Origin of the sequence: Methylibium sp. (assembly GCF_031393925.1) — a bacterium.
In the GTDB taxonomy this organism is placed as follows: domain Bacteria; phylum Pseudomonadota; class Gammaproteobacteria; order Burkholderiales; family Burkholderiaceae_C; genus Methylibium.
The window spans coordinates 1-24,807 of sequence record NZ_JANMWL010000043.1; the positions used below are offsets into that span (position 1 = coordinate 1).

At 67.4% G+C, this 24,807-nt stretch carries 25 protein-coding genes and 1 tRNA gene; 7 read left to right on the plus strand and 19 right to left on the minus strand.

The genetic code is table 11. The annotated features are described in order from the left end of the window. The first annotated feature begins 187 nt into the window (after nucleotides 1-187). Both RMO12_RS03015 and RMO12_RS03020 read left to right on the plus strand, forming a co-directional pair. Nucleotides 188-985, plus strand: coding sequence for a gamma-glutamyl-gamma-aminobutyrate hydrolase family protein (locus RMO12_RS03015; RefSeq protein ID WP_309638149.1), 798 nt, complete (start codon nucleotides 188-190; stop codon nucleotides 983-985). 165 nt (nucleotides 986-1,150) lie between these two features. After that, nucleotides 1,151-3,988: a valine--tRNA ligase gene (locus tag RMO12_RS03020; RefSeq protein ID WP_405029608.1), complete on the plus strand. Its 2,838-nt coding sequence runs from the start codon at nucleotides 1,151-1,153 to the stop codon at nucleotides 3,986-3,988. On the opposite strand, the gene RMO12_RS03025 is transcribed toward RMO12_RS03020, so the two are convergent. Then, the gene (locus RMO12_RS03025) at nucleotides 3,939-5,093 is read right to left on the minus strand and encodes an NAD(P)-dependent oxidoreductase (protein WP_309624749.1); all 1,155 of its coding nucleotides are present in this window, start codon (nucleotides 5,091-5,093) and stop codon (nucleotides 3,939-3,941) included. The two genes, RMO12_RS03020 and RMO12_RS03025, sit on opposite strands and share 50 nt — an antisense overlap. Before the next feature lie 120 nt (nucleotides 5,094-5,213). Between RMO12_RS03025 and galU the strand changes: the two genes are divergently transcribed. Continuing rightward, nucleotides 5,214-6,080: a UTP--glucose-1-phosphate uridylyltransferase GalU gene (gene galU / locus RMO12_RS03030; RefSeq protein WP_309624750.1), complete on the plus strand. Its 867-nt coding sequence runs from the start codon at nucleotides 5,214-5,216 to the stop codon at nucleotides 6,078-6,080. 38 nt (nucleotides 6,081-6,118) lie between these two features. On the opposite strand, the gene RMO12_RS03035 is transcribed toward galU, so the two are convergent. From RMO12_RS03035 to cysM, 3 genes are all read right to left on the minus strand, one after another. Beyond that, nucleotides 6,119-6,346 carry a sulfurtransferase TusA family protein gene (locus tag RMO12_RS03035; protein ID WP_309638151.1) on the minus strand — a complete coding sequence of 76 codons (228 nt, stop codon included), beginning with the start codon at nucleotides 6,344-6,346 and terminating at the stop codon, nucleotides 6,119-6,121. Nucleotides 6,347-6,372: 26 nt separating this feature from the next. After that, nucleotides 6,373-6,915 carry an NUDIX domain-containing protein gene (locus tag RMO12_RS03040; protein WP_309638152.1) on the minus strand — a complete coding sequence of 181 codons (543 nt, stop codon included), beginning with the start codon at nucleotides 6,913-6,915 and terminating at the stop codon, nucleotides 6,373-6,375. Between the two features lie 147 nt (nucleotides 6,916-7,062). After that, entirely contained in the window at nucleotides 7,063-7,968 is a 906-nt protein-coding gene (gene cysM / locus RMO12_RS03045; protein ID WP_309638153.1) for a cysteine synthase CysM, read from the minus strand. 87 nt (nucleotides 7,969-8,055) lie between these two features. On the opposite strand from cysM, the gene RMO12_RS03050 reads away from it, so the two are divergent. Both RMO12_RS03050 and RMO12_RS03055 read left to right on the plus strand, forming a co-directional pair. Beyond that, nucleotides 8,056-8,140, plus strand: a tRNA-Leu gene (locus tag RMO12_RS03050). A 30-nt stretch (nucleotides 8,141-8,170) separates the two neighbouring features. Beyond that, entirely contained in the window at nucleotides 8,171-8,764 is a 594-nt protein-coding gene (locus RMO12_RS03055) for a rhomboid family intramembrane serine protease (protein WP_309624017.1), read from the plus strand. Between the two features lie 75 nt (nucleotides 8,765-8,839). Here RMO12_RS03055 and RMO12_RS03060 read toward each other — a convergent pair whose 3' ends face one another. After that, complete coding sequence (locus RMO12_RS03060; RefSeq protein WP_309624018.1) at nucleotides 8,840-9,778, minus strand: NAD-dependent epimerase/dehydratase family protein; 939 nt, start codon at nucleotides 9,776-9,778, stop codon at nucleotides 8,840-8,842. Nucleotides 9,779-9,866: 88 nt separating this feature from the next. On the opposite strand from RMO12_RS03060, the gene RMO12_RS03065 reads away from it, so the two are divergent. After that, a complete protein-coding gene (locus RMO12_RS03065; protein WP_309638154.1) occupies nucleotides 9,867-10,910 on the plus strand; it encodes a CDP-6-deoxy-delta-3,4-glucoseen reductase in 1,044 nt (347 codons plus the stop codon). 5 nt (nucleotides 10,911-10,915) lie between these two features. On the opposite strand, the gene RMO12_RS03070 is transcribed toward RMO12_RS03065, so the two are convergent. From RMO12_RS03070 to RMO12_RS03135, 14 genes are all read right to left on the minus strand, one after another. Then, nucleotides 10,916-11,590 (minus strand): anti-sigma factor, encoded by a 675-nt coding sequence (locus RMO12_RS03070; RefSeq protein WP_309638155.1) that lies wholly within the window; start codon nucleotides 11,588-11,590, stop codon nucleotides 10,916-10,918. Between the two features lie 3 nt (nucleotides 11,591-11,593). Continuing rightward, complete coding sequence (locus RMO12_RS03075) at nucleotides 11,594-12,265, minus strand: sigma-70 family RNA polymerase sigma factor (protein WP_309638156.1); 672 nt, start codon at nucleotides 12,263-12,265, stop codon at nucleotides 11,594-11,596. A 3-nt stretch (nucleotides 12,266-12,268) separates the two neighbouring features. After that, on the minus strand, nucleotides 12,269-12,640 hold the full coding sequence (locus RMO12_RS03080) for a cupredoxin domain-containing protein (RefSeq protein ID WP_309638157.1): 372 nt from the start codon (nucleotides 12,638-12,640) through the stop codon (nucleotides 12,269-12,271). After that, the gene (locus tag RMO12_RS03085; RefSeq protein WP_309638178.1) at nucleotides 12,637-13,521 is read right to left on the minus strand and encodes a metallophosphoesterase; all 885 of its coding nucleotides are present in this window, start codon (nucleotides 13,519-13,521) and stop codon (nucleotides 12,637-12,639) included. Before RMO12_RS03085 ends, RMO12_RS03080 begins: the two co-directional genes overlap by 4 nt. 5 nt (nucleotides 13,522-13,526) lie before the next feature. After that, nucleotides 13,527-13,997: a c-type cytochrome gene (locus RMO12_RS15915; RefSeq protein WP_405029609.1), complete on the minus strand. Its 471-nt coding sequence runs from the start codon at nucleotides 13,995-13,997 to the stop codon at nucleotides 13,527-13,529. Nucleotides 13,998-14,035: 38 nt separating this feature from the next. Then, the gene (locus RMO12_RS03095; RefSeq protein WP_309625495.1) at nucleotides 14,036-14,749 is read right to left on the minus strand and encodes an ABC transporter ATP-binding protein; all 714 of its coding nucleotides are present in this window, start codon (nucleotides 14,747-14,749) and stop codon (nucleotides 14,036-14,038) included. Between the two features lie 26 nt (nucleotides 14,750-14,775). Continuing rightward, nucleotides 14,776-15,552 (minus strand): ABC transporter ATP-binding protein, encoded by a 777-nt coding sequence (locus RMO12_RS03100; RefSeq protein WP_309625503.1) that lies wholly within the window; start codon nucleotides 15,550-15,552, stop codon nucleotides 14,776-14,778. 70 nt (nucleotides 15,553-15,622) lie between these two features. Then, on the minus strand, nucleotides 15,623-16,750 hold the full coding sequence (locus RMO12_RS03105) for an ABC transporter permease subunit (RefSeq protein WP_309625496.1): 1,128 nt from the start codon (nucleotides 16,748-16,750) through the stop codon (nucleotides 15,623-15,625). A gap of 17 nt (nucleotides 16,751-16,767) precedes the next feature. Beyond that, nucleotides 16,768-17,691, minus strand: a complete 924-nt coding sequence (locus tag RMO12_RS03110) for a branched-chain amino acid ABC transporter permease (protein ID WP_309638159.1) — start codon at nucleotides 17,689-17,691, stop codon at nucleotides 16,768-16,770. A gap of 42 nt (nucleotides 17,692-17,733) precedes the next feature. Next, complete coding sequence (locus RMO12_RS03115; protein ID WP_309638160.1) at nucleotides 17,734-19,065, minus strand: replication-associated recombination protein A; 1,332 nt, start codon at nucleotides 19,063-19,065, stop codon at nucleotides 17,734-17,736. 195 nt (nucleotides 19,066-19,260) lie between these two features. Next, complete coding sequence (locus RMO12_RS03120) at nucleotides 19,261-19,674, minus strand: hypothetical protein (RefSeq protein WP_309625499.1); 414 nt, start codon at nucleotides 19,672-19,674, stop codon at nucleotides 19,261-19,263. A gap of 191 nt (nucleotides 19,675-19,865) precedes the next feature. Then, nucleotides 19,866-20,480, minus strand: a complete 615-nt coding sequence (gene lolA, locus RMO12_RS03125) for an outer membrane lipoprotein chaperone LolA (protein ID WP_309625500.1) — start codon at nucleotides 20,478-20,480, stop codon at nucleotides 19,866-19,868. Then, nucleotides 20,477-22,807, minus strand: coding sequence for a DNA translocase FtsK 4TM domain-containing protein (locus RMO12_RS03130; protein ID WP_309638161.1), 2,331 nt, complete (start codon nucleotides 22,805-22,807; stop codon nucleotides 20,477-20,479). Before RMO12_RS03130 ends, lolA begins: the two co-directional genes overlap by 4 nt. Before the next feature lie 84 nt (nucleotides 22,808-22,891). Next, nucleotides 22,892-23,560 (minus strand): Crp/Fnr family transcriptional regulator, encoded by a 669-nt coding sequence (locus tag RMO12_RS03135; protein ID WP_309625918.1) that lies wholly within the window; start codon nucleotides 23,558-23,560, stop codon nucleotides 22,892-22,894. Nucleotides 23,561-23,775: 215 nt separating this feature from the next. Here RMO12_RS03135 and trxB point away from each other — a divergent pair, with 215 nt between their 5' ends. After that, on the plus strand, nucleotides 23,776-24,735 hold the full coding sequence (gene trxB, locus RMO12_RS03140; protein ID WP_309638162.1) for a thioredoxin-disulfide reductase: 960 nt from the start codon (nucleotides 23,776-23,778) through the stop codon (nucleotides 24,733-24,735). Nucleotides 24,736-24,807 lie beyond the last annotated feature (72 nt).

Genomic DNA, 24,807 nt, shown 5'->3' on the forward strand with positions numbered 1-24,807 from the left:
AGCGCATTGCCCTGCGGCAAGGTCACCGCCGCGAGCTGCTCCGGGTTGAGGTGGCGCAGCAGGCCGGCCGCGTTGTCCGAACGGCCGCCGAACTCATCGCGTGGTGCTGTCATCCGCCGATTCTAGGGAGCGCTTCCCGACGCACGGGTATGCTTGCTGGCACAGCCCTTGCCGACCTTGAAGCGACATGTCCGACGCGCTACTCATCGGGATCTCGGCGCGCATCTATCACCCGATCGCGCCGGTCATCGACCTCGGCGGCATCTTCAACAAGACGCTGCATTACCTGGAACAGTCGGTCGCGCACTGGGTGCTGCAGCCGCATGTGCTGGCACTGATGATCCCGCCGGTGGAGCGCGAAGGCCTGCTGCAGCCCGGCCAGGTGAGCCTGGCCGACTACGCCGAGCGCCTGGACGGCCTGGTGCTGCAAGGCGGCACCGACATCGCACCCGAGAGTTACGGCGAGACGCCGCTGGCACCCGACTGGGCCGGCGACCGCGTGCGCGATCGCTACGAGATCGGCCTCTTCGAAGCCTTCGTCGCGCAGGGCAAGCCGGTGATCGGCATCTGCCGCGGCTGCCAGCTCATCAACGTGGCGCTCGGCGGCACGCTCTACCAGGACATACCGACGCAGCTGCCGAGCGCCATCGCCCACCGCGACGACGAGCGCTACGACCACCAGTTCCACGAGGTGAGCCTCGTGCCGGGCAGCCGCCTGGCCGCGCTCTACCCCTCGATCACGCATGCGGAGATCAACTCCATCCACCACCAGGGCATCAAGGCGCTGGCGGTGGAGCTGGACGTCGAAGCACTCGCTGTGCCCGACGGTCTCATCGAAGCGGTGCGCTGGCGCGGCCCGAGCTATTTGTTTGGCATGCAGTGGCACCCGGAGTTCATGGCGCAGCGCCAGTTCCACCCCAACCAGCTCGACGGCGGGCCGATCCTGGCCGAGTTTCTCGACGCAGCGCGGGCGCGTCGTCGTTGAAGCGTTCGCGGCGTCGGCGTCGGCGGGCGTGGTGACAAGCGCCGCCTGCAGCGTCGCTTGGCGCGGCATAACGCGCCGAGGCAGCCTGCCGCGCCCGCCCCCGTAAAATTGGCTGCTCCTTCTTCGCAACGGCGTCCCGCGGGCCGCCGTTTTCGCTTGCACGACATGACCGAACTCGCCAAATCATTCGACCCGGGCCCGATCGAGGCGAAGTGGGGCCCCTGGTGGGAGCAGCGCGGCCTGTTCGCGCCGACGCTCGACGACCGACGACCCTCGTTTGCCATCCAGCTCCCGCCGCCCAACGTGACCGGCGTGCTGCACATGGGCCACGCCTTCAACCAGACGGTGATGGATGCGCTAACGCGCCACCACCGCATGCTCGGCCACAACACGCTGTGGGTGCCGGGCACCGACCACGCGGGCATTGCCACGCAGATCGTGGTGGAGCGTCAGCTCGAGCAGCAGGGGCGAAGCCGCCACGACCTGGGCCGCAAGAACTTCGTCGCCAAGGTGTGGGAATGGAAGGAGCAGTCGGGCTCCACCATCACCCAGCAGATGCGCCGCGTGGGTGCCAGTGTCGACTGGAAGCACGAGTACTTCACGATGGACGAGAAGCTCTCACCCGTGGTGACCGACACCTTCGTGCAGCTGTTCGAGCAGGGGCTCATTTACCGCGGCAAGCGGCTGGTGAACTGGGATCCGGTGTTGAAGTCGGCCGTCTCGGATCTCGAAGTGGTGAGCGAGGAGGAAGACGGTTTCCTCTGGCACATCCGCTATCCGTTGAGCGATGGCAGCGGCGAATTGGTGGTCGCCACGACCCGGCCCGAGACGATGCTGGGCGACACCGCGGTCATGGTGCATCCCGAAGACGAGCGCTACCTCGGCATGGTCGGCAAGCGCGTGAAGCTGCCGCTGTGCGATCGCGAGATTCCCGTGATCGCCGACGACTACGTCGACCGCACCTTCGGCACCGGTGTGGTCAAGGTCACGCCCGCGCACGACTTCAACGACTACGCGGTGGGCCAGCGACATGGCCTGCCGGTGGTGGGCATCCTCGCGCTCGACGCGCGAATCAACGAGGCCGCACCTGCGGCCTATCGCGGTCTGGACCGGTTTGACGCGCGCAGACAAGTCGTCGCCGACCTCGACGCGCAAGGCTTTTTGGCCGAGACGAAAAAGCACAAGCTGACGGTGCCGCGCTGCGAGCGCACCGGTCAGGTGGTGGAGCCGATGCTCACCGACCAATGGTTCGTGGCGGTGAGCAGGGCCGGACCCGACGGCAAGTCAATCGCGCAAAAGGCGATCGACGCGGTCGCCACGGGCGCGGTGAAGTTCGTGCCCGAGAACTGGGTCAATACCTACGACCAGTGGATGAAGAACATCCAGGACTGGTGCATCTCGCGCCAGCTCTGGTGGGGCCACCAGATCCCGGCGTGGTACGGCAGCAGAGGCGAGCTGTTCGTCGCGCGCAGCGAGGAAGAAGCGCTCAGCAAGGCACGCGCGGCCGGCTACGAAGGCGAGCTGACGCGCGACCCGGACGTGCTCGACACCTGGTACTCGTCGGCCCTCGTGCCGTTCTCCACGCTTGGCTGGCCCGCAGAGACGAAGGAACTCGAGCTGTTCCTGCCCTCGAGCGTGCTCGTGACCGGCTACGAGATCATCTTCTTCTGGGTCGCGCGCATGATCATGATGACGGCCCATTTCACCGGCAAGGTGCCGTTCGAGACGGTCTACATCCACGGCATGGTGCGCGATGCCGAAGGCCGCAAGATGAGCAAGTCCGAGGGCAACGTGCTCGACCCGGTCGACCTGATCCAGGGTGTCGACCTCGAAACCCTGGTGAGGAAGTCGACCACCGGCCTGCGCCGTCCCGAGACCGCGCCCAAGATCGCCGCGCGCGTGAGGAAGGAGTTCCCCAAAGGCATGCCGGCCTACGGCGCCGATGCGCTGCGCTTCACGATGGCGAGCTACGCCAACCTCGGACGCAACATCGCCTTCGACACCAAGCGCTGCGAGGGTTATCGCAACTTTTGCAACAAGCTCTGGAACGCGACGCGCTTCGTGCTCATGAACTGCGAAGGCGAGGACTGCGGCTTTGCCGACCACACCGTCGAGCAGTGCGTGCCCGGCGGCTACCTCGATTTCTCCGACGCCGACCGCTGGATCGTCGGTGAACTGCAGCGCGTCGAGGCGGCGGTGGAAAGGGGCTTTGCCGAGTACCGGCTCGACAACGTGGCGAGCGCGCTCTACCAGTTCGTGTGGGACGAATACTGCGACTGGTATCTCGAGATCGCCAAGGTGCAGATCGCCCAAGCGTCCAAGGTGGGCGACGCCGCAGGCCAGCGCGCCACGCGGCGCACGCTCATCCGCGTGCTGGAGACGGTGCTGCGACTGCTGCACCCGCTGGTGCCCTTCATTACCGAAGAGCTATGGCAGGTGGTCGCCCCGGTGGCCGAACGCAAGGTGGCCGGCAGCGACGCATCGGTCGCGGCGGCACCTTACCCGCGAGCGCAGCTCGACAAGGTGGACGCGCGAGCCGACGCCTGGATGGCCCGGCTCAAGAGCGCAATCGGCGCCTGCCGCAACCTGCGCTCCGAGATGAATCTGTCACCGGCCGAGCGCATGCCGCTCTTCGCTTTCGGCGACGCGGCCTTCATCGCGCAGGCAACGCCGCTGCTCAAGGCGCTGGCCAGGCTGTCCGAGGTGCGCGTGTTCGAGCAGGAAGCGGCCTTCACGCAGGCCACCGCCGCAGCACCGGTGTCGATGCAGGGCGAACTGCGCTTGGCGCTGCATGTGGCGATCGACATCGAGGCCGAACGCGAACGCCTGTCGAAGGAAGAATCGCGGCTCGAAGGCGAGATCGTCAAGGCCGAAGCCAGGCTGGGCAACGAGAGCTTTGTTGCGCGCGCCCCGGGCGCAGTGGTGGCGCAGGAGCGCCAACGACTCGCCGACTTCAGCGCGACGCTGGATCGGGTGCGGGCTCAGCGCGCGCGCCTGAGCTGAACAGTTCGTCCGTAGCGTCGGCACCTCGGTCCGGGCCACCGTCGCTGCGAAGCGACGGTTCGTTCACCGTGTCGCCGTGAGCGGGCGGCTCGTCGGCGTTGGCGCCGCTAGCCAAGGGCGCAGGGACCGACACCGGCCCATGCTGCAGCGGTGCCGGCGCCGACACCGGGCCGGCCGATCCCGATGCGCGGAAGTCGCGCGCCACGGGCGGCGTCTGACCGAGGATTTCGTCGAGGCGTTGCGCCACCGCCCACACGCTGCGCACGCGCGACTCCTGCGTGTAGCCAGCCAGGCGCGAGGTGGTGTGCAGATTGGGCACGCCATGCAAGGGCCGGTCTTCGTCGAGCAGGCCTGGCTCGACGCTGTCGAGCCAGGCGGCGCCAAGCCGCCCGCTGCGCAGCACCTGCGCCAGCGCCGCCTCGTCGAATATCGCCGAGTGCGAGGTACTGAGCAGCACCTGCCCCGGCTTGCACTGCGGCAGGTAACGCTCACCGAGCAGCCCTTGGTAGCGGCTGTAGAACGGCAGCTGCACGCACACGGCGTCGGCCGTTTCTAGCAGCTCGCGCAGACCCATCGGCTCGATGCGCCAGCGGCCCCACAGCACGTCGCTGGCGTGCAGCGTGGGCTCATAGCCGACCAGGCGCGAGCCGAAGCCACTGAGCAGCGCCGAGATCGAGCGCGCGGCCGGCGCCAGCCCAATGAGGCCGACCGTCGCCGAAGCCAGCTCGCGGCCGGCACCGATACGCCCACCGAGCGCGCCCGGTCGCAGCAGCGTGATCAGCGAGCCGACCACGAACTCCGCCTCCGCAGGCGCCGTGGCGGCGGTCCCGCGCACCAGTTCGACGCCCGACTGCGCACAGGCCTCGACGTCGATGTTCTCCAGGCCGGGGTTGACCCGCCCGACCGCGCGCAGCAGGGGCGCAAACGAGAGCATTTCCGCATCGACCCGCAACTGCGGCGGCAGCACGGCGGCGCGCACGTTGAAGAGGTGGCGCCGGAAAGTGCGCGGGTCGCGAGCCAGTTCCGGCGCATAGCGCATGCGGTGGCGTTGCTGCAGCCAACGCAGCACTTCGGTTTCCATCGGTTCGACAATCAACAGGTCCATGAGCGTGATTGGACAACGGGCCGGCGGATTCCGGGGTGGCTGCGCACACCCGGAAGGGGTGGTCTGACGACGGCCGGGCCCATGACAGAATGCCGCGCAAACCCTGAGGATTTCAAGGATATGTTGATCAACAAGGCGATCTTTCCCGTGGCAGGCCTTGGCACCCGCTTCCTGCCAGCGACCAAGGCACAGCCTAAGGAAATGCTGACCGTTGTCGACAAGCCCCTGATCCAGTACGCGGTCGAAGAAGCATACGCCGCCGGTATCCGCGAGATGATTTTCGTGACCGGCCGCAGCAAGCGGCCGATCGAAGATCACTTCGACATGGCCTATGAACTCGAGGTGGAACTCGAGGCTGCCGGCAAAGCCGAGCTGCTGGCGCTGGTGCGCCAGGTCAAGCCCGACGACATGGAGTGCGTCTACGTGCGCCAGGCCAAGATGCTGGGCTTGGGCCACGCCGTGCTGTGCGCCGAGCGCTTGGTGCGCAACGAACCCTTCGCCGTCTTGCTGGCCGACGATCTGATGGTGGGCGACAAACCGGTGCTGGCGCAGATGGTCGAGCAGTTCGACGACTGGCGCGCCTCGATCCTGGCGGTGCAGGAAGTGCCACCCGACCAGACGCGGCGCTACGGCATCGTCGCCGGCACGATGGTCAACGACCGCATGATGGACATCAGCCAGATCGTCGAGAAGCCCGCGCCCGAGGCGGCTCCGTCGCGCTTGGGCGTGGCCGGCCGCTACATCCTCATGCCCGATGTGTTCAGCGAGATCCGTGCCCAGCCGCGCGGCGTGGGCGGCGAGATCCAGCTCACCGACGGCATCGCCGGCCTGCTGCGTCGCCAGAAGGTGTTTGCCTACACCTACGAAGGCAAACGCTACGACTGCGGCAGCAAGGAAGGTTTCTTGCAGGCCAACGTAGAACTGGCGCTGCGGCACCCCGAGGTCGGAGCGACGTTTCGCGAATATTTGAAGACGCTACCGCTGTAGCGCACGCCGCCAGCGATCCGGCCGCGGCCGATGCCGGCTCAACGGCGCCTGAGCCAGTGGACGAAGTCGTCGCCGATCGTCTGCTGTTCAAGCAACTCGTTGCCGGTCTGGCGGGCGAATGCCTGAAAGTCACGGACCGAGCCGGGGTCGGTGGCGATCACCTTGAGGGTCTGGCCGCTCGTCATGTCGGCCAGCGCCTTCTTGGCCTTCAGGATGGGCAGCGGGCAGTTGAGCCCGCGCGTGTCGACTTCCTTGTTCGCTTCCATCGTCGTCCTCGCAGTTCGACGGAATTCTAGGCCTGCGCCTTGCCCCATTCGATCCATTGCGGCTCGATGCTGCGCGTGCGCAGCCAGTCCGCGAGTGCCTGGCCGGTGCCGGCCGGCCAGCATTTCACCTGCGTAGGCGCGAACAGCCGGTACTCGGCCAGCTCCGGTGAAAGCACGATCTCGCCTTGCGCGCGCACATGGTAGGCAATGATCAGCTGGTTCATGCGCTGGAAATCGTAGGCGCCGATCAGCGACACGCCGAGTGTCTGGAGCGAGGTTTCCTCGGCCACCTCGCGTGCGATGCCCTCCTGGGGCGATTCACCCGCCTCCATGAAACCGGTGACGAGACCGAAGCTCTTGCCCGGCCAGGCCGCATTGCGCGCCAGCAGCAGCAGGCCGTCGCGGTCGACGCATTCGAGCACCGCCGCCAGCACCGGCGTCGGGTTATTCCAGTGCGTCCAGGTGCAGGCGGGGCAGCGCAGGCGCTGTTTTTCGCCGCCGTCTTCGGCCTGCACGATCCACGCGAGCGACGTTGCGCAGTTGGGGCAGAAGCGGTGCTCGTGGCTCATGAATGCTCCCTTGCGCTGCGCGCGGCCCGTCCGCGCGAGATGTCGCCTTCGCCGGCCCACGACGGCGGGCCCCTCGTGGCCCTTTTGCGGCCTGGCATACGGCTCACGTCTTTGGCCTGCTCTGGATGCGCGAAGTAATCGAAAAACTCAGGCCGGAAAGACGCCGGTCGACAGGTAGCGGTCGCCGCGGTCGCAGACGATGAACACGATGGTCGCGTTCTCCACCGCCTTGGCGACCTCGAGCGCGGCCCAGCACGCGCCCGCCGCCGAAATGCCGGCGAACAGCCCTTCTTCGCGGGCCATGCGGCGCGCCATTTCCTCGGCATCTGACTGGCTCACGCTCAGGGTCTCGTCGACGCGACTGGGCTCGTAGATCTTGGGCAGGTAAGCCTCGGGCCACTTGCGGATGCCGGGAATGCGCGAGCCCTCGCTCGGCTGCGCGCCGATGATGCGCACGGCCGGATTCTTCTGCTTCAGGTAGGTCGAGACGCCGGTGATGGTGCCGGTCGTGCCCATCGCGCTCACGAAGTGCGTGATGCAGCCCTCGGTTGCGTCCCAGATCTCGGGGCCGGTGGTTTGCGCATGGATGAGCGGGTTGTCTGCGTTGGCGAACTGGTCGAGCACGCGGCCCTTGCCCTCGCGCTGCATCTGCTCGGCAAGGTCACGCGCGTACTCCATGCCGCCGGCCTTGGCCGTGAGCACGAGTTCGGCGCCGAACGCTCGCATGGTCTGCGCACGCTCGACGGACAAATCCTCCGGCATGATCAAGAGCATGCGGTAGCCGCGGATCGCCGCGGCCATCGCCAGCGCAATGCCGGTGTTGCCGGAGGTGGCCTCGATCAGCGTGTCGCCCGGCTTGATCTCGCCGCGCTGCTCGGCGCCACGGATCATGCCGATGGCCGCGCGGTCCTTCACCGAGCCGGCCGGGTTGTTGCCTTCGAGCTTGCCGAGAATGACGTTGCCGCGCTGCTCGTTGGCGGCGCCCGGCAGTCGCAACAGGCGCACCAGCGGCGTGTGACCGATCGTGTCTTCAAGCGTGAGGTAACGCGGCATGCAGCCCCCTTTTGCGGTCGATTGTGGCAGCAGGGCCTAAGGCCACGCCGGGTCCGCATGGCAGAATCCCCGCCTGCAGTTCACACCGCCTCGGTGGCGAAATCGGTAGACGCGCGGGACTCAAAATCCCGTTCCGCAAGGAGTGACGGTTCGAGTCCGTCCCGAGGCACCACACCGCGCACATTGCGCCGTCCCGTCCCCCATGCCTTTGCTGCCCCCGGTCACCCAGGCCCTGATGCTCATCAACGTCGCGGTGTTCTGCCTCGACCTGTTCGTCGGCCCGTGGTTCACGCGGCTGCTCGCGCTGTGGCCGCTCGGCGAAGGCTTCCTGCCGTGGCAGGTGGTGAGCTACGCCTTCCTGCACGGCTCGATCGAGCACCTGTTCTTCAACATGCTGGGCCTGTGGATGTTCGGCGCCGAACTCGAGCGCCTGTGGGGCACGCGGCGCTTCATACAGTTCTTTGCAGCAAGCGTGCTGGTGGCCGCCCTTGCACAGTTGATGCTCGCCGCGGTGCTGGGCCTGCGCAGCCCGACGGTGGGCGCTTCGGGCGGACTGTTCGGCCTGCTGCTCGCGTTCGGCATGCTGTTTCCCAATCGCATCATCATGCCGCTGTTTCCGCCCATACCGATGAAGGCGCGCACCTTCGTGGTGGTGTTCGGCGCGCTCGAACTCGCGCTCGGCTTCTACAGCCCGGCGGGTGGCGTGGCCCACTTCGCCCACCTCGGCGGCATGGCCGGCGGCTGGCTGGTGATCCGCTACTGGCGCGGCCTGCCGCCGTTCGGTCGCAGGCGCTAGCGGCGCGGCGCGAAGGCGCGCAGCGGGCCGCACGGCGAGCGCTCGGCACCGCAACCGACGCGTCAGAGCGCACGCTCAGTCGACCGCTGGAAATCCAACGCCGCCGCTCGCCGACAACAGACCCTCGCGCACGCTCGGGTAGCGCAGCTTCACACGCAGCTCGGTCTTGAGCCGCCGGTTCACGAGGCGCCGCGATTCGCTCATGAAACTCGAGGTCGCCGCACTGAACTGTTCAGCCGCACCGCTGCGCGCGACGCGCGGCGGGCGGGCCAGGCCGTACAGGTCGGCCACCAGATCGAAGTAATCGCCCATCTTCAACTCGGTGTCGTCGCTCGCATGCACCACGCGCTGCGGCCGGCCGCGGTGCAGCGCGGCGATGCAGATGCGCGCCAGGTCGTCGGCATGGATGTGGTTGGTGTAGACGTCGTCGCCCGCCGCGAGCACCGGCGTGCCGCGCACCACACGCTCGCGAGGGCTGCCTTGGGCGCGGTCGCTGGCGTAGATGCCGGGAATGCGGAGTAGCGTGACGACGGCAGCGAAGGCGCGTCCGTACCAGCGCAGCAGTCGCTCCGCCGCGACGCGGCGGCGCGCGCGGTCGCTGGCCGGCGCCACGCTGCGCGTCTCGTCCAGGCGCGCGCCCTGCGCGTCGCCGTAGACGCCGCTGGTGCTGGCGTAGACGATGCGCTCGGCCACGCCGCCGCGCGCAAGCGCGCGCAGCAGCGCCAGGGTGCGCGGATCGGTGGTGCCCTGCCCGGGCGGCGGCGCGAGGTGCAGCACGCGCGGCGCCAGGGCGCCGAGCCGGCCGAGCGTGGCCGGCACGTCGAGGTCGCCGACCAGCGCCCGCGCGCCCAGCGAGCGCAACCGCGGGCCGCGCTCGGGGTGCGAGGTCAGTGCGAAGACGCGGTACCGCGACGCGAGCTGCGCGAGCACGCGTTCGCCCACGTCACCGCAACCGACGATGAGCAAACGGGGCTTGCGAAACACGGCCGGTCGGCCGGGCTGGGGAGTGAGCATGCGGGTGCGGCGGCCGTCGCGTCGCCGCAGGGGTGGCGGGCACAATCGCGGCGGTGGTGGTGGCGTCGAGCGTGTTCGAGGATACCCAATGAACTTCAAGGTGACGTTGCGCCCGAGTGGCCGCAGCTTCGAGGTGGCGCGCGACGAGGCAGTGCTGCCGGCGGCGATCCGCCAGGGCATCGGCCTGCCGTATGGCTGCCGCGACGGCGCCTGCGGCTCGTGCAAGAGCCAGCTGATCGAGGGCCGCGTGATCCATGGCGCCCACCAACGCAAGGCGCTGAGCACGGCCGAAGAAGAAGCCGGCTGGATCCTCACCTGCTGCGCGACCCCGCAGACCGACCTGCTCATCGAGGCGCGCACCGTGCCGGGCGCGGGCGAGTTCGCGGTGCGCAAGATGCCGTGCCGGGTGCAGTCGATCGACAAGCCCGCGCCCGACGTGGCCATCATCAAGCTGCAACTGCCGGCCAACGTGCAACTCGACTACCACGCCGGCCAGTACATCGAGTTCATATTGCAGAACGGCGTGCGGCGCAGCTACTCGATGGCCAATGCGCCGCACAACGCGCGTGATGGGCTGGAGCTGCATCTGCGTCACATGCCGGGCGGCCAGTTCACCGACGTGGTGTTCGGCAGCATGAAGGAAAAAGACATGCTGCGATTCGAAGGTCCGTTCGGCAGTTTCTTCCTGCGCGACAAGCCCGCAGCGTCCGCCAAGCCGATCGTGCTGCTGGCCTCCGGTACGGGCTTCGCGCCGATCAAGGCGATCATCGAGCACATGCAGGCCAAGGGCATCACGCGCGACGCGGTGCTGTACTGGGGTTGTCGCGGCAAGGCCGATCTCTACCTGCACGACTGGGCCGTGCAGGCCGCCGCCGCGATGCCCCATCTGTGCTACGTGCCGGTGCTCAGCGAGCCCGGGCCCGACGACGGCTGGAGTGGGCGCACCGGCTTGGTTCACCAGGCCGTGATGGCCGACCTGCCCGACCTGAGCCGCCACGAGGTCTATGCCTGCGGCGCGCCGTTGATGGTGGAGGCGGCGCAGCGCGACTTCGTTTCGCGCTGCAACCTGCCGGCCGAAGACTTCTACGCCGACAGCTTCACGTCCGAAGCGGACAAACACGGCGACGCATAGGGACACTAAGGGGCCGCGCTGCCGGCCGCCTGGGCAGAGGCCCGCAGCAGCCGCGCCAACGGCATCAACTCCTCGGCATTGAGGTCGGACACTGCCGCGTACTGCATCGCGCCGTCGTGCCAGCGCAGCAGGTTGTAGCCATGCCGCGCCGTGCTGGCTTTCGAAGCGCCGACGCCGTCGGGCCACACGAAGACGTTGACCACATGCGCGCCGTGCCGGTACACCAGCGCTGCCACCGGGCGCGCAGCGAGATAGTCGAGCCGGCCACCGATCAACACGAAGCCATCGGCCGCAAGCTCGGGCACTTCTGGCGAGTAGTCGAGCCGACCCTGAAACCAGGGCTTCACGGTATGGCGGTCGCTGGAGGCCACATCGGTCAGGTGCTCGGCCATCAGCGAGCGCACATGGCTCGCGACCAACTCGGTTTCGAGCCCATGGTCGGCTGAGCCGGCAAGCGGCGCCAGGCGCAGCAGCGCCGTTGCCAACAGCAGCCCGAAGGCGAAGGCAAGGCCGAGCGGCAACCAGCGCGCGCGGGCAGCCGGTCGCACTGACCGCGGCACCTGGCCCGCCGCCGCATCGAGGCGCACCCGGATCGCGCTGCGCAGCGCTTCGCCCGCCCGGTGTCGGGTCGCCTCGCTGCGCAGCAGCGCACTCAGTTCATCGTCGTCAAGGTCAGCCATCGCTCAGCCCTCCTTGGCTTGCTCGCCGAGCGCCGCACGCAGTTGCGCGCGGGCGCGCGAAAGGCGCGACATCACCGTGCCGAGCGGCAGCGCGGCGATCTCGGCGATCGCCTCGTAGCTCAGGCCTTCGAGTTCACGCAGCACGATCACTTCGCGAAACGGCGGGGCGAGCGAGCGCAGCGCGGCGTCGATGCGCTCGCGCGTGCGCTTGCCGTCGAACGCGCGCGCCGGATCGCTGTCCGGGGAGAGGTCGTGCACCGCGAAGAAGGCAGCCTGCGCATGTTCGTCGTCGAGCGACACGAAGCGCGGCCCGCGGCCGTCCTGCGCCAACCGCTCGAAGCACTGGGTGCGTACGATACCGAGCAGCCAGGGCCGCGCATCGCCACCGCGGAACGAGGCGAAGTAGCGCCAGGCGCGCAGATAGGCATCCTGCACCGCGTCCTCGGCGCTGTACGCGTCGCGCAGCAGCCAGCGCGCAAGGTTGTAGGCGGCGTCGAGGTGGGGCAGGAGCAGGGTGTCGAAGTCGCTGCGGTAGTGCATGAAGGTCGCAGCGGCGGCAGGAGCGTCGAGCGCAGCGTCCGTCGCGCCGACGCAGTGTGGCGGATCGCTGCCGCGCGCGCTAGCGTGCACCAGCGACCGTGCGGGTGCAGCTGCGGCCTCGCCGAGCAGCGCCATGGCTCACTCCTTGACGATCAGTACGCCGTGCATGGTCTCGTGGCCGTCGCCGCAGAAGTTGTCGCACAGAAAATCGAAACGCCCGGCTTGCATCGGCCTCAGCGCGATGCGCGTGACGCGGCCCGGCATGAGGTCGGCGCGCACGCCGAAGTCCGGCACGTTGAAGCCATGCGCGAAGTCGAGCGAACTGATTGCCAGCGTGACCGGCTCGCCGCGCTCGAGTTCGATTTCGGCGGGCGTGAAGCTGAAGCGCTTGGCCACCACTTCGATCACACGTTCGGACTCCGCAGCCTCGAGCCAGCCGGCACCCCCCGCCGCGGCCAACAGGCCGGCGAGTCGCAGTAGTGCCCGGCGCTGTGAGCTTCGCGGACTCATGTCCTAAAGACCTCAAACTCTTGGATGCGCAGCGCGAGCCCCGCATCGCGCTCGGCCTCGACCTCGCGAAAACCCAGGCCTTTGTAGGGCTGGCTCGCGTCCCATGGCAGCGGTGTGCGCTTCTCTTGCGAGCCGGGCGCCGGCAACGGGAAGATCAGCGACTTGGCGGAGTGGTGGGCGATGTGCCCGGTCATGTGGTGATGCTCCTGATGGATATGGCCGTAGAACACCGAGACGTGGCGATAGGGCATGAGGATCTCCATTGCGCGAGCGCCGTCGCGCGTGGCCCAGTCCCACTTCGGCGCGAGGTCGAACAGCGGGCGGTGCGTCAGCACAACGATCGGCGCCTCCTTGTCCAGGCGCGCCAGGTCGGCGGCGAGCCACTGCAGTTGCTCGTCACCCAGGCGTGCGCCCGGGTCCGAGACGTTGTCGAGCGCCACGAAGTGCATGCCCTTGTGGTCGAAGGCATAGTGGGTCGGTCCGAAAAACTCCTGAAAGGCGGCGCCGCGGTCGAGCGAGGCATCGTGCTCGCCGGGCATGAAGCGCCGGTTCTGCACCGTGAGCCCGTCGACGATGCCGCGAAATTCTGTGAGGCGGCGGCGCCGTTCGGTCGGGTCGTCGGTGGTGTGCGTGAGGTCGCCGGTGAAGACGATGAAGTCCGGCGGTACGGCCAGGGCGTTGACCGAGGCCACCGCCTTCTTCAAGGTGCCTTCGGCGTCGGGGTTATCGGCGCCGCGGTAGCCCCAGTGACTGTCGGAAAGCTGCACGAAATAGAAGTCGCGCTCCTTGTTCGCGCCGAGCGCGGCACAGCCCGGCAGGGCGGAGGCGAACACGGCGCCGCCGCCGGCCGCCGCGAGCCGCATGAAGCGGCGGCGTTTCATCATCATCATGGAGGCTCCTTCGAGTTGCTGGCGCTGGCGCGACCGACGCACCGCTCGACATGACATACCGCCCCGGCCGCGCGTTTATTCCGGCGCTGCGCTATTTGGCGATGGAGATCCGCTCTAGGTACTCGATCAGATCGGCGCGGTCGACGGCCTCGGGCACGTTCACGCCCACGCGTTGGCCAGGCAGCACGGCCTCGGGGTCGGTCAGCCAGCGCTCCAGCGTGGCCTTGCTCCAGATCACCGTAGCGCCCTTGAGCGCCGACGAATAGGCATAGCCCGGCGCGCCGGCCGAACATGCCGCGGTGTGCCGGACCCACGCCGTTGTACTCAATCGAATGGCAGGCAGTGCAGCGGCTCTGGTAGAGCGAGCGGCCGCGTTCGGCGTCGGCGGCCGCGGCCGGCAGCGCGATCAGCAGCAGCAAGAGGGGCGAAATGCGCATGGTTCGGCTCCGCAAGACATGCTGTGCCATACCGGCTAGCAGCGCCGGTTATTCCCGCTGCGGTGTGCTCATTCGCCCAGGTAGGCGGCCCTGACCTTCGGGTCGCTCAGCAAGGCCTTCGGCTCGCCCGTCATCGTCACCTCGCCCGAATCCATCACATAGCCGCGCGTGGCCAGCTGCAGCGCGCGGCTGGCGTTCTGCTCGACCAGCAGAATGGTGGTGCCGCGCTGGTGAATGTCGCTCACCACCTCGAAGATCTTGTCGACCATGATCGGCGCCAGGCCCATCGACGGCTCGTCCAGCAGCAGCACCTTGGGCCGGGCCATCAAGCCGCGGCCCATCGCCAGCATCTGCTGCTCGCCACCGCTCATCGTGCCGGCGAGCTGGTGGCGACGCTCTTTGAGGCGCGGGAAGATGCCAAACACCTTGTCGATATCCGCTTCGATCTCGTTGTCCTCACGCGTGAACGCACCCATCTGCAGGTTCTCGGTGATGGTCATGCGGGCGAACACGCCACGGCCCTCGGGCACCATCACCAAACCCTGCTTGACCAGCTCCCACGGGCCCTGGCCCTTGATGCTGCGGCCCTTGAACCTGATCTCGCCGGCGCCCACCGGTTGCACGCCGGTGATCGCCTTGAGCGTGGTGGTCTTGCCCGCGCCGTTGGCGCCAATCAGGCAGACCAGCTCACCGGCCCTGACCGCGAACGTGACGCCCTTGACGGCCTGGATACCGCCGTAGGCGACCTTCAGGTCGTTGACCTCGAGCAGCGCCTCCGCCATGGCTGCATCCTTGCTACCGCGTGCGTTCAATGGGTCTTGTGACCGGTGCCCAGATAGGCCTCGATCACCTTCTGGTTCGTCTGCACATCGGCCGGCACGCCTTCGGCGATTTGCTTGCCGTAGTCGAGCACCGTGACGCGGTCGCACAGGCCCATCACCAGCTTCACGTCGTGCTCGATCAGCAAAATGGTGTGGCCGTCTTTCCTGATGCGGTCGATCAGCTCGCGCAGCACCAACTTTTCCGTGGCGTTCATGCCGGCGGCCGGCTCGTCGAGCGCGATCAGCTTGGGCTCGGTGGCGAGCGCGCGCGCGATCTCGAGCCGCCGCTGGTCGCCATAGCTCAGGGTGCGCGCCTTGTAGTCGGTGTACTTGCCGATGCCCACGTAGTCGAGCAGCTCCTGCGAGCGCTTGGCGATGGCGGCTTCTTCCTTCTTGAATCCCGGCGTGCGCAACACCGCGCCCACGAGGCCCGACTTGGTGCGGATGTGCCGACCGACCATGACGTTCTCGAGTGCGGTCATGTCGGCAAACAGGCGAATGTTCTGGAAGGTGCGGGCAATGCCGGCCTTGGCAACCTCATGCACCGCGCTCGGCTTGTAGGGCTTGCCTTCAAGCGAGAAGCTGCCGGAGTCGGGCGTGTAGAGGCCGGTGATGACGTTGAAGAACGTGGTCTTGCCGGCACCGTTGGGCCCGATCAGGCCGTAGACCTCGCCGCGCTTGATGTTGATGCCCACGTCGCTGAGCGCCTGCAGGCCGCCGAAGCGCTTGGAGACCTGGGTGACTTCGAGCACGGTGTCGCTCATCAGGGCAGCTTCGTGCTGCGCGCTTCGGTATTCGCCCTTCGGGCGGCCGTGCGGGCTCATGCGGTGTTCCTCACTTCGCCGATGCCGGTGCGGCAAGTGCCCCCGGCAGCGGCGGTGGCGTGGGGATCGGCGTGGGCGCGGCCTTGCCATGCTCCGGCGCGGGCCACAGGCCGCGCGGGCGGGCCAGCATGATCGAGATCATCGCCAGCGCGACCAGCAGCTGACGCAGGATCGAGGCGTCGAGGCGTCCACCGGTGAGCGCCTGCAACGGCCCGGCGACATAGCGCAGCACCTCGGGCAACGCAGCCAGCAGCAGCGCCCCGAGGATCACGCCGGGAATGTGGCCGAGGCCGCCGAGCACCACCATCGCCACCACCATGATCGATTCCTGCAACGAAAACGACTCCGGCGAAATGAAGCGCTGGAAGCTCGCGAACATGGCGCCGGCCACGCCGCCAAAGGTGGCACCCATGCCGAACGCCAGCAGCTTCAGGTTGCGGGTGTTGATGCCCATCGCCTTGGCGGCAATCTCGTCCTCGCGGATCGCCATCCAGGCGCGGCCGATGCGCGAGCGCTCGAGCCGGTAGCAGATCACCACGGCAACCACCACGAGCAGCAGGAACAGGTAGTAGTAGAGCGTCACGTCGGGCAGCGCAATGACGCCCAGGTCGAGCGTCTTGCCCAGGTCAAGCCCGAACAGCTTGACCGAATCGATCTGCGAGATGCCCTTCGGGCCGTTGGTCAGGTTGACGGGCGCGTCGAGGTTGTTGACGAACACGCGGATGATCTCGCCGAAGCCCAAGGTCACGATGGCGAGATAGTCGCCGCGCAGCTTGAGCGTCGGCGCGCCCAGCACCACGCCGGCAATGCCGGCCAGCGCCGCCGCCAGTGGCACGGCCAGCCAGAAGGGTGAATGCAGGCCGGCGGGCAACAGCGACTTGACGGCCGCGAAGTTGCTCCACAGATGCGGGCTCGCTAGCAGCGCGAACACATAGGCACCGACTGCGTAGAAGGCGATGTAGCCGAGGTCAAGCAGTCCCGCGTAGCCCACCACGATATTGAGGCCGAGCGCCAGCAGCACATAGAGCAGCGCGATGTCGATGATGCGCACCCAGGCGTTGCCGAACTGCTGCGCGACGAGCGGCGTTGCCAGCAGCAGCAGCGCCGCGACCAGGAAGACGAGCAGCTTGTTGCGCATCCGGTCTCGCGCTCGAATCAGGCGCGGTCGGCCACGCGCTCGCCGAGCAAGCCCTGCGGGCGCAAGGTGAGCACCAGGATCAGCACGATGAAGGCAAAGATGTCCTGGTAGTGGCTGCCGAGCAGGCCGCCGGTGAGGGTGCCGATGTAGCCGGCGCCGATGGATTCGATCAAGCCGAGCAGCACGCCGCCGACCATCGCGCCGGGCAGGTTGCCGATGCCTCCGAACACCGCCGCCGTGAAGGCCTTCAGACCCGGAAGGAAGCCCATGCTGTGCTGCACCGAGCCGTAGTTGGCGGCGTACATCACTCCGGCCAGCGCCGCCAGGGCTGCGCCGATGATGAAGGTGGCCGAGATCACCATGTCGGGCCGCACGCCCATGAGGCCGGCCACGCGTGGGTTCTCGGCGGTGGCGCGCATGGCGCGACCGAGCTTGGTCTTGTTGACGAGGAACATCAGGCCGATCAGCGTCACGGCGGTGAGCACGAGGATCAGGATCTGCGTGGTGTTGATCACCGCGCCGCCGACGAAGAAGGGCTCGCTGGGCAGCAGGATCGGGTAGGGCTTGTAGTTGGGTTTCCAGATGATCATCGCCAGCGTCTGCAGCAAGAGGCTCATGCCCATGGCGGTGATGAGTGGCGCCAGGCGCGGCGCGTTGCGCAGCGGCCGGTAGGCGATCTTCTCGATGGCGAAGTTGAGCGCGGCGCACACGACGATGGCGGCAACGAGCGAGATCAACATCAGCAGCCAGCCCGGCAGGCCGGCGTCCGCGAGCCAGGTGACCACCGTCCAGCTCGTGAGCGCGCCCACCATCAGCACCTCGCCATGGGCGAAATTGATGAGGTTGATGATGCCGTAGACCATCGTGTAGCCGAGCGCGACGAGCGCGTACATGCTGCCCAGCACGAGGCCGTTGATGATCTGCTGGATGAAGGTGTCCATCGTGTGTGGTGTCGCGTGGGGTTGGCGGTGAATGCCGGCGCCTCAGCGCGCCTTGTCGTTGCGCGCTCGCAGCTCGGCGAGCTTCTCGCCGATCTTGATTTCGAGCCCGCGCGGTGCCGGTTCGTAGAAGCGCTCGTTGACACCTTCGGGCAGGTAGCGCTCGCCGGCCGCGAAGCCGCCCTCCTCGTCATGCGCGTAGCGATAGCCCTTGCCGTGGTCGAGCTGTTTCATCAGTGCAGTGGGCGCGTTGCGCAGGTGCAGCGGCACCGGCCGCGTGCCGTCCTGGCGCACGAAGGAGCGCGCCGCCTTGTAGGCGGTATAGACCGCGTTGCTCTTGGGCGCCACGGCGAGGTAGACGACCGCCTGCGCGAGCGTGAGCTCGCCCTCGGGGGAGCCCAGACGTTCGTAGGTCTCGGCGGCGTCGAGCGCGATGCGCAGCGCGCGTGGGTCGGCCAGGCCAATGTCTTCGCTGGCCATGCGAACGAGGCGTCGCGCGATGTAGCGCGCGTCCACGCCGCCGTCGACCATGCGCACGAACCAGTAGAGCGCCGCGTCGGGGTCGGAGCCGCGCACGCTCTTGTGCAGCGCCGAGATGCTGTCGTAGAACTGGTCGCCGCCCTTGTCGTAGCGGCGCAGCTGCTCGCCGAGCGCCTGCTCGAGAAAGCCTTCGTCGACCTCGGCACGGCCCGCGGCCATGCGCGCGATGTTTTCGTAGGCGTTGAGCAGCCGCCGCGCGTCGCCGTCGGCATAGCCGATGAGGCGCGTGCGCGCCGCCTCGGTCAGCGGCGGCGCCTCGAGCAAAGCGCCACCGCGTTCCAGCAGCGCGGCAAGGTCCGCTGACTCGAGCGGGCGCAACACATGCACGGTGGCGCGCGAGAGCAGCGCCGAATTCACCTCGAACGACGGGTTCTCGGTGGTGGCGCCGATGAAGGTGAACAGGCCCGATTCGACGTGCGGCAAGAAGGCGTCCTGCTGCGCCTTGTTGAAGCGATGTACCTCGTCGACGAACACGATCGTGCGCCGGCCCATGCCTTGCGCCACCTTCGCCTGCTCGACCGCCTCGCGGATGTCCTTCACGCCGCCGAGCACCGCGGAGATAGCAATGAACTGCGAGTCGCAAGTATTGGCCATCAGCCGCGCCAGCGTCGTCTTGCCAGTACCGGGCGGACCCCAAAGAATCATCGAGTGCGGCCGGCCAGAGGCGAAGGCGGCCGAGAGCGGCTTGCCCTCGCCCAGCAGCTGCGGCTGGCCGATCACTTCATCAAGGCTGCGCGGTCGCAGCCGCTCGGCGAGCGGCGCGTCACTCGCAGTCGCTTCGCCCAGCGCATCGGACGGCGCATCCGGTGAAGCGAATGGCAGGCTCCGCGAGGGCATGCGGTGATTGTCGCCGCTGGCCGCCTACCGGACCGCGGCCCGACGCCGCGTCAGTTCAACCCCTCGATCGACGCCAACAGGTCTTCGACGAAGAACGGCGACAGCGCGGCGCGCCCGGTGAGCCCCGCTTTCGAGTCGACGGCTCGCGCACGGCGCGCTCGCTGCCCGCGCGAACCGCGGCGATCTCCTGCATCGTCAAAGGTCAGCGGGCGCCGCAGGCACTCCGCTGGACAGACCAGTTAAGGCGGTGAGCGTGAAGTAACTCGCAACGCTCAACAAGACTAAGCACACTGCGAAAGGCAGCGCGGAAAGGACCGGCCGGCCGATGAACGCCGCGCCGGCGAGCCAAACTGCGGCCAAGCCTATCGGGAACGGGAAGAAGCGTTTGGGAGTGACACCGCTTCGCAGAAATAGGAAGTACAGGACCGACCCCAGAACAAATGCGCCGACCAGGACCAACACAAAGAAGAACACAAACAGGAATGCCGACAGCCCGCCTTTGCTAGAGACATCCGGCATGAGGTAGTAGCCCAGGAGCGTATAGGCGACCGAGGCCGGAACGGTGGCAAGGGCAAGCGACAGCAAGAAGCGGAGATAGGTGGGCTTCATCTTCTGAGCCTTAACGTGTGGCCTGAGCATGCGCTGGTCTCGCTGTCCTACGGCGCCAGCACCGGGCCGCTGCGCGAGCGCCGCCTCGGCCTCGGCGTCACGTTCGAGTTCTGAACTTGCCTCGGCGAGCACCTGTCAGCGGCCGCAGCAACGTCCAGCGCTCCCCCGGAAATCGTTGCAGCGCTGCCGGCTCAGGAGCCGATCACGTCGGACCCGACCGGCGGCGTGAAACGAAAGCGCTCCGCCGCCAGGGCCGGATTGGCCTCGACCTGGCTGAAATCGAGCCGTGAGCGCTGGCCGAAGGCGTCGACGATCTCGATGGCAGCCAGGGTCTTGCCGCGAAAGCCGATCTTGAGCGACTGGAACGATCCGTCCTTCGCGCGCGGCAGCGCCTCTGCCCACTGCAGACCCCCCTCATCGGGCAGCGCCTTCAACTCGAAATCGCGCTCGAGCGAGGTGCCCGTCAGCAAGGCCGCCGGCGTGGCACCGAGCGCTTCATTGAAGGGCCGCACCGTCACCTGGTTCAAATCGGCGTCGTAGAGCCAGACCTTCTGTCCGTCGCCGACGATGAGCTGCGCGTAAGGCTTCTTGTAGTCGAATCGGAAACGATTCGGTCGCGCGAACTCGAAGCGGCCGCTGGAGCTGCGCTTCTTGGCGCCGTCAGGCGAGGTCACGGTCTGCGTGAAGGCGGCGCTGCCGGTCTTCACGTCGGCGATGAAGCCGCGCAGGACATCGAGCGAATCGGCCTCTGCCGCGCCGCCAGCGAGCAGCCCACCCAGCAAGACGAGCGCGCCGCGCCGCCTCACTCCGCCGCCCTTTTCGGCACCAGCAGGTCACGATTGCCATTGGTCGCCATGGACGATACGAGTCCTGATTTCTCCATTTGTTCCAGCAGGCGCGCGGCGCGGTTGTAGCCGATGCGCAGATGGCGCTGCACGAGCGAGATCGAGGCGCGCTTGTGCTGCAGCACGATCGCCACCGCCTGGTCGTACATCGGGTCGACCTCGCCGTCGCTGGCGCCGCCTTCGGCGCTGGCCGCACCTTCGTCGTCGAGCGTGCCGCCTTCGAGGATGCCTTCGATGTAATTGGGCGGACCCTGGCTGCGCAGATAGTCGGCGACGCGGTGCACCTCCTCGTCGCTCACGAAGGCGCCATGCACGCGGATCGGCAAACCGGTGCCCGAGGGCATGTAGAGCATGTCGCCCATGCCCAGCAGCGCCTCGGCGCCCATCTGGTCGAGGATGGTGCGCGAGTCGATCTTGCTCGACACCTGGAAGGCGATGCGCGTCGGGATGTTGGCCTTGATGAGGCCGGTGATCACGTCCACGCTCGGTCGCTGGGTCGCCAGGATGAGGTGGATGCCGGCGGCGCGCGCCTTTTGCGCCAGGCGCGCGATCAGCTCCTCGATCTTCTTGCCGATGACCATCATCAGGTCGGCTAGTTCGTCTATCACGATCACCACATGCGGCAGGCGCTCCAGTGGCTCGGGCTCCTCGGGTGTGAGGCTGAAGGGATTAGGTAGCTTCTCGCCGCGGGCGCTGGCCTCGACGATCTTCTTGTTGTAGCCGGCCAGGTTGCGCACGCCCAGCTTGCTCATGAGCTTGTAGCGCCGCTCCATCTCGCCCACGCCCCAGTTGAGCGCGTTGGCGGCCTGCTTCATGTCGATGACCACCGGGCAGAGCAGGTGAGGAATGCCTTCGTAGATGCTCATCTCGAGCATCTTGGGGTCGATGAGGATAAGCCGCACGTCGCGCGCCTCGGCCTTGTAGAGCAGGCTGAGGATCATCGCGTTGATGCCCACCGACTTGCCCGAGCCGGTGGTGCCGGCCACCAGGCAGTGCGGCATCTTCGCCAGGTCAGCGACGACGGGGCCGCCGATGATGTCCTTGCCCAGCCCGATGGTGAGCATGGAACTCGCGTCGTTGTAGGCCTGCGAACCCAGGATCTCCGCCAGACGGATGGTCTGGCGTTTGGCGTTGGGCAGCTCCAGCGCCATGAAGTTCTTGCCGGGAATTGTCTCGACCACGCGGATGCTCACCAGCGACAGCGAGCGCGCCAGGTCCTTGGCCAGCCCGACGATCTGCGATCCCTTCACGCCGATGGCCGGTTCGATCTCGTAGCGCGTGATCCCCGGGCCCGGCGAAGCCGCGACGACACGCACTTCGACCCCGAAGTCCTTGAGCTTCTTCTCGATGAGCCGCGAGGTCATCTCCAGCGAATCGGGCGTCACTGTTTCCGTGCGTCCCGGTGCGGCATCGAGCAGGTCGACCTGCGGCAGCTTGGTGTCGGCCAGTTCACTGAAGAGCGGCTTTTGCTTTTCTTTGGCGACGCGCTCGCTCCTGGGCAGCTCGATCATCGGCGCTTCGATCACCAGCGGCGCGTGGTCGTCGAACTGCTCGCGCTCGATCTGCACCACCTCTTCGCGCTCGCGCAGCGCCTGCTCGCCCAGGCGAATGTCTTCGGCACGCTCAATGCGCTCCTGCCGTTTGTGGCGCACGCCCTCGAGCGCCGCGCCCAGCCGTTCAGCCACGACCGCCCATGAAAAATGCAGCGCCAATGGCAGGCCCACCAGGAACGCGGCAATCCAGAACACGCCCGAGCCGGTGAAGCCGATTGCCTTGACGCTGCCGCCGCCGAACACATAGCCCATCGCCCCACCCGCGTGACCGCCCGGCAGGCCGGCCTCCCAACCGTACAGGCGCGTGAACTCGAGCGAGCAACTGGCAGCGATCAGCAAACCGACCCCCCACCAGAACATCCAGGCCGGGCGCGCCTGGAGCGGGTCGCTGCGCGTGGATACCCGCTCCGCGCGCAGCAGCCGCGCCAATGTGCTGAGCCAGGCGCGCACTGCGATCACCACGCCCCACCACGCTGAGTATCCGAACACGAACAGCGCCAGGTCGGCGAACCAGGCGCCGAGCAAGCCAGCGCGATTTCGCACCTCGGTGCCGATGCCGGAGGTGGACCAGGCGGGGTCGCCGACGTTGTGCGTGACAAGCGCCAACAGTGCCAGCAACCAAAGAACGCCGCCGAAAACGACGACGAACTGCAGGTGCCAGCGAGGCGCTGCGGCGCCCCGTGCGACGTGCAAAGCGGCGTGATCGCCGCCGAGGGAACCGAGAGGAAAACTCATGCCGGCGATTGTGGCCGAAGCCCTGAGCACGGCGTATCGATCTGTTGTGAGGCGCGGGGCTCGAGCCCGGCCTCGATCCGCCGATCAGCGATGCGCGAGGCGCTCCATGATGTGGACCGCGCCGTTCTCCTGGGTCTGGATGAAGCCGCGAACCTCGAGATCCTTCATCACGCGACTCACCATCTCGCGCGAAGCGCCCACGACCTTGGCCAGATCCTGGCGCGAGACCTTGTTGCGGATCAGCTTGAACTCGGCGCCCTCTTCCGACATGTCGAGCAAGGCCCGCGCGACGCGGCCGTAGACATCAAGCAGCGCCAACGACTCGATCTGACGGTCAGCAGCGCGCAGGCGCGACACCAGGCCGCGCATGATCGCGTACGAAAGGCTCGAGTTCTCGGGCAAGCAGCGGGTGAATTCCGAGCGCCCCAGCACCAGCACGTCGCACTGCACTTCAGCGCGCACCGTGGCGGAATGAGGCTCGTTGTCGATCAGGCTCATTTCGCCGAGGTAGTCGCCCGGCTGCAACACCGCGAGGATCACCTCCCGGCCGCGCGCGTCGGACGTGACGACGCGCGCGCGTCCGGTCAGCAAGATATAGAGGGCGTTCGACTTGGTGCTTTGCTCGACGATCACCTCGCCGCGGCGGTAGCGGCGCTTGACGACGCCTTCGGCGATCGCCTGCGCCTGATCGCCGGTGAGCAGCGAGAACAAAGGCACGCGCCTGATCAGATCGAGGTTGGACAACATCGCCATCGAAGAGTCTCCGTCTAGTTGGGCTATCGAAGCTATTGGTGTGCTTGCGGACCGCGCTCACAGCCCTACCTACAATTCGTCCACCGAACGGCCAGAAACGACGGCCCGGCGCTGTGACTTCTTGCCGGTCGCGACTCTAACCGAAGGCCTGCCTTCGCGCGGCTTGGATCGTTCCTGATCAACCCCCCAATTTCTCGAAACTTCGCACATCGCCCATGAGCACTAACCAGCACGCCAAGGTCCTGATCCTCGGCTCCGGCCCCGCCGGATACACCGCCGCACTCTACGCCGCGCGCGCAAACCTGCAGCCGATGCTCGTGACCGGGCTGGCGCAAGGCGGTCAGCTCATGACCACGACCGACGTCGACAACTGGCCGGCCGACGTTCAGGGCGTGCAGGGCCCCGATCTGATGCAGCGTTTCCTGGAGCACGCCGAGCGCTTCAAGACGAACATCGTGTTCGACCATATCAACAAGGTCGACTTCAGCAAGCGCCCGTTCACCCTAACGGGCGACGCGGGCACCTACACCTGCGACAGCTTGGTCATCGCGACCGGCGCCTCGGCCATGTACCTGGGTCTGCCTTCGGAGCAGGCCTTCATGGGCCGCGGCGTGAGCGGCTGTGCAACCTGCGACGGCTTTTTCTATCGTGACCAGGAAGTCTGCGTGGTCGGCGGCGGCAACACCGCCGTCGAAGAGGCGCTGTACCTCGCCAACATCGCCAGCAAGGTGACGCTGATCCACCGCCGCGACAAGTTCCGGGCCGAGGCGATCCTGGTCGACAAGCTGATGGAAAAGGTGGCGGCCGGCAAGATCGAACTCAAGCTGTTCAGCGTGCTCGAAGAAGTGCTCGGCGACGCCAGCGGTGTGACGGGCGTGCGCATCCGCAACACTCGCACCGGCGCCGCCGGGGACATCACGCTCGAGGGTTGTTTCATCGCCATCGGCCACCGCCCCAACACCGAGATCTTCCAGGGCCACGTCGAGATGAAGGACGGCTACATCGTGACGCGCACCGGCCTCAACGGCTTGGCCACGATGACCAGCGTGCCCGGCGTGTTTGCGGCCGGTGATGTACAGGACCACGTCTACCGCCAGGCGATCACCAGCGCGGGCACCGGCTGCATGGCCGCACTCGACGCGCAGCGTTTCATGGAGCAGGACGGCACGCTCTGAGCGGGGCCGGGTGACGCGGTCTGGCTATAATCACGATCTTTGCCAAAACCAGCGACGCGGCCTTTTGTCGCG

Coding starts and splice junctions, on each gene's coding strand:
- RMO12_RS03015 (WP_309638149.1), top strand. CDS start 188: ATGTCCGACGCGCTACTCATCGGGATCTCGGCGCGCATCTATCACCCG.
- RMO12_RS03020 (WP_405029608.1), top strand. CDS start 1,151: ATGACCGAACTCGCCAAATCATTCGACCCGGGCCCGATCGAGGCGAAG.
- RMO12_RS03025 (WP_309624749.1), bottom strand. CDS start 5,093: ATGGACCTGTTGATTGTCGAACCGATGGAAACCGAAGTGCTGCGTTGG.
- galU (WP_309624750.1), top strand. CDS start 5,214: ATGTTGATCAACAAGGCGATCTTTCCCGTGGCAGGCCTTGGCACCCGC.
- RMO12_RS03035 (WP_309638151.1), bottom strand. CDS start 6,346: ATGGAAGCGAACAAGGAAGTCGACACGCGCGGGCTCAACTGCCCGCTG.
- RMO12_RS03040 (WP_309638152.1), bottom strand. CDS start 6,915: ATGAGCCACGAGCACCGCTTCTGCCCCAACTGCGCAACGTCGCTCGCG.
- cysM (WP_309638153.1), bottom strand. CDS start 7,968: ATGCCGCGTTACCTCACGCTTGAAGACACGATCGGTCACACGCCGCTG.
- RMO12_RS03055 (WP_309624017.1), top strand. CDS start 8,171: ATGCCTTTGCTGCCCCCGGTCACCCAGGCCCTGATGCTCATCAACGTC.
- RMO12_RS03060 (WP_309624018.1), bottom strand. CDS start 9,778: ATGCTCACTCCCCAGCCCGGCCGACCGGCCGTGTTTCGCAAGCCCCGT.
- RMO12_RS03065 (WP_309638154.1), top strand. CDS start 9,867: ATGAACTTCAAGGTGACGTTGCGCCCGAGTGGCCGCAGCTTCGAGGTG.
- RMO12_RS03070 (WP_309638155.1), bottom strand. CDS start 11,590: ATGGCTGACCTTGACGACGATGAACTGAGTGCGCTGCTGCGCAGCGAG.
- RMO12_RS03075 (WP_309638156.1), bottom strand. CDS start 12,265: ATGGCGCTGCTCGGCGAGGCCGCAGCTGCACCCGCACGGTCGCTGGTG.
- RMO12_RS03080 (WP_309638157.1), bottom strand. CDS start 12,640: ATGAGTCCGCGAAGCTCACAGCGCCGGGCACTACTGCGACTCGCCGGC.
- RMO12_RS03085 (WP_309638178.1), bottom strand. CDS start 13,521: ATGAAACGCCGCCGCTTCATGCGGCTCGCGGCGGCCGGCGGCGGCGCC.
- RMO12_RS15915 (WP_405029609.1), bottom strand. CDS start 13,997: ATGGCACAGCATGTCTTGCGGAGCCGAACCATGCGCATTTCGCCCCTC.
- RMO12_RS03095 (WP_309625495.1), bottom strand. CDS start 14,749: ATGGCGGAGGCGCTGCTCGAGGTCAACGACCTGAAGGTCGCCTACGGC.
- RMO12_RS03100 (WP_309625503.1), bottom strand. CDS start 15,552: ATGAGCGACACCGTGCTCGAAGTCACCCAGGTCTCCAAGCGCTTCGGC.
- RMO12_RS03105 (WP_309625496.1), bottom strand. CDS start 16,750: ATGCGCAACAAGCTGCTCGTCTTCCTGGTCGCGGCGCTGCTGCTGCTG.
- RMO12_RS03110 (WP_309638159.1), bottom strand. CDS start 17,691: ATGGACACCTTCATCCAGCAGATCATCAACGGCCTCGTGCTGGGCAGC.
- RMO12_RS03115 (WP_309638160.1), bottom strand. CDS start 19,065: ATGCCCTCGCGGAGCCTGCCATTCGCTTCACCGGATGCGCCGTCCGAT.
- RMO12_RS03120 (WP_309625499.1), bottom strand. CDS start 19,674: ATGAAGCCCACCTATCTCCGCTTCTTGCTGTCGCTTGCCCTTGCCACC.
- RMO12_RS03130 (WP_309638161.1), bottom strand. CDS start 22,807: ATGAGTTTTCCTCTCGGTTCCCTCGGCGGCGATCACGCCGCTTTGCAC.
- RMO12_RS03135 (WP_309625918.1), bottom strand. CDS start 23,560: ATGGCGATGTTGTCCAACCTCGATCTGATCAGGCGCGTGCCTTTGTTC.
- trxB (WP_309638162.1), top strand. CDS start 23,776: ATGAGCACTAACCAGCACGCCAAGGTCCTGATCCTCGGCTCCGGCCCC.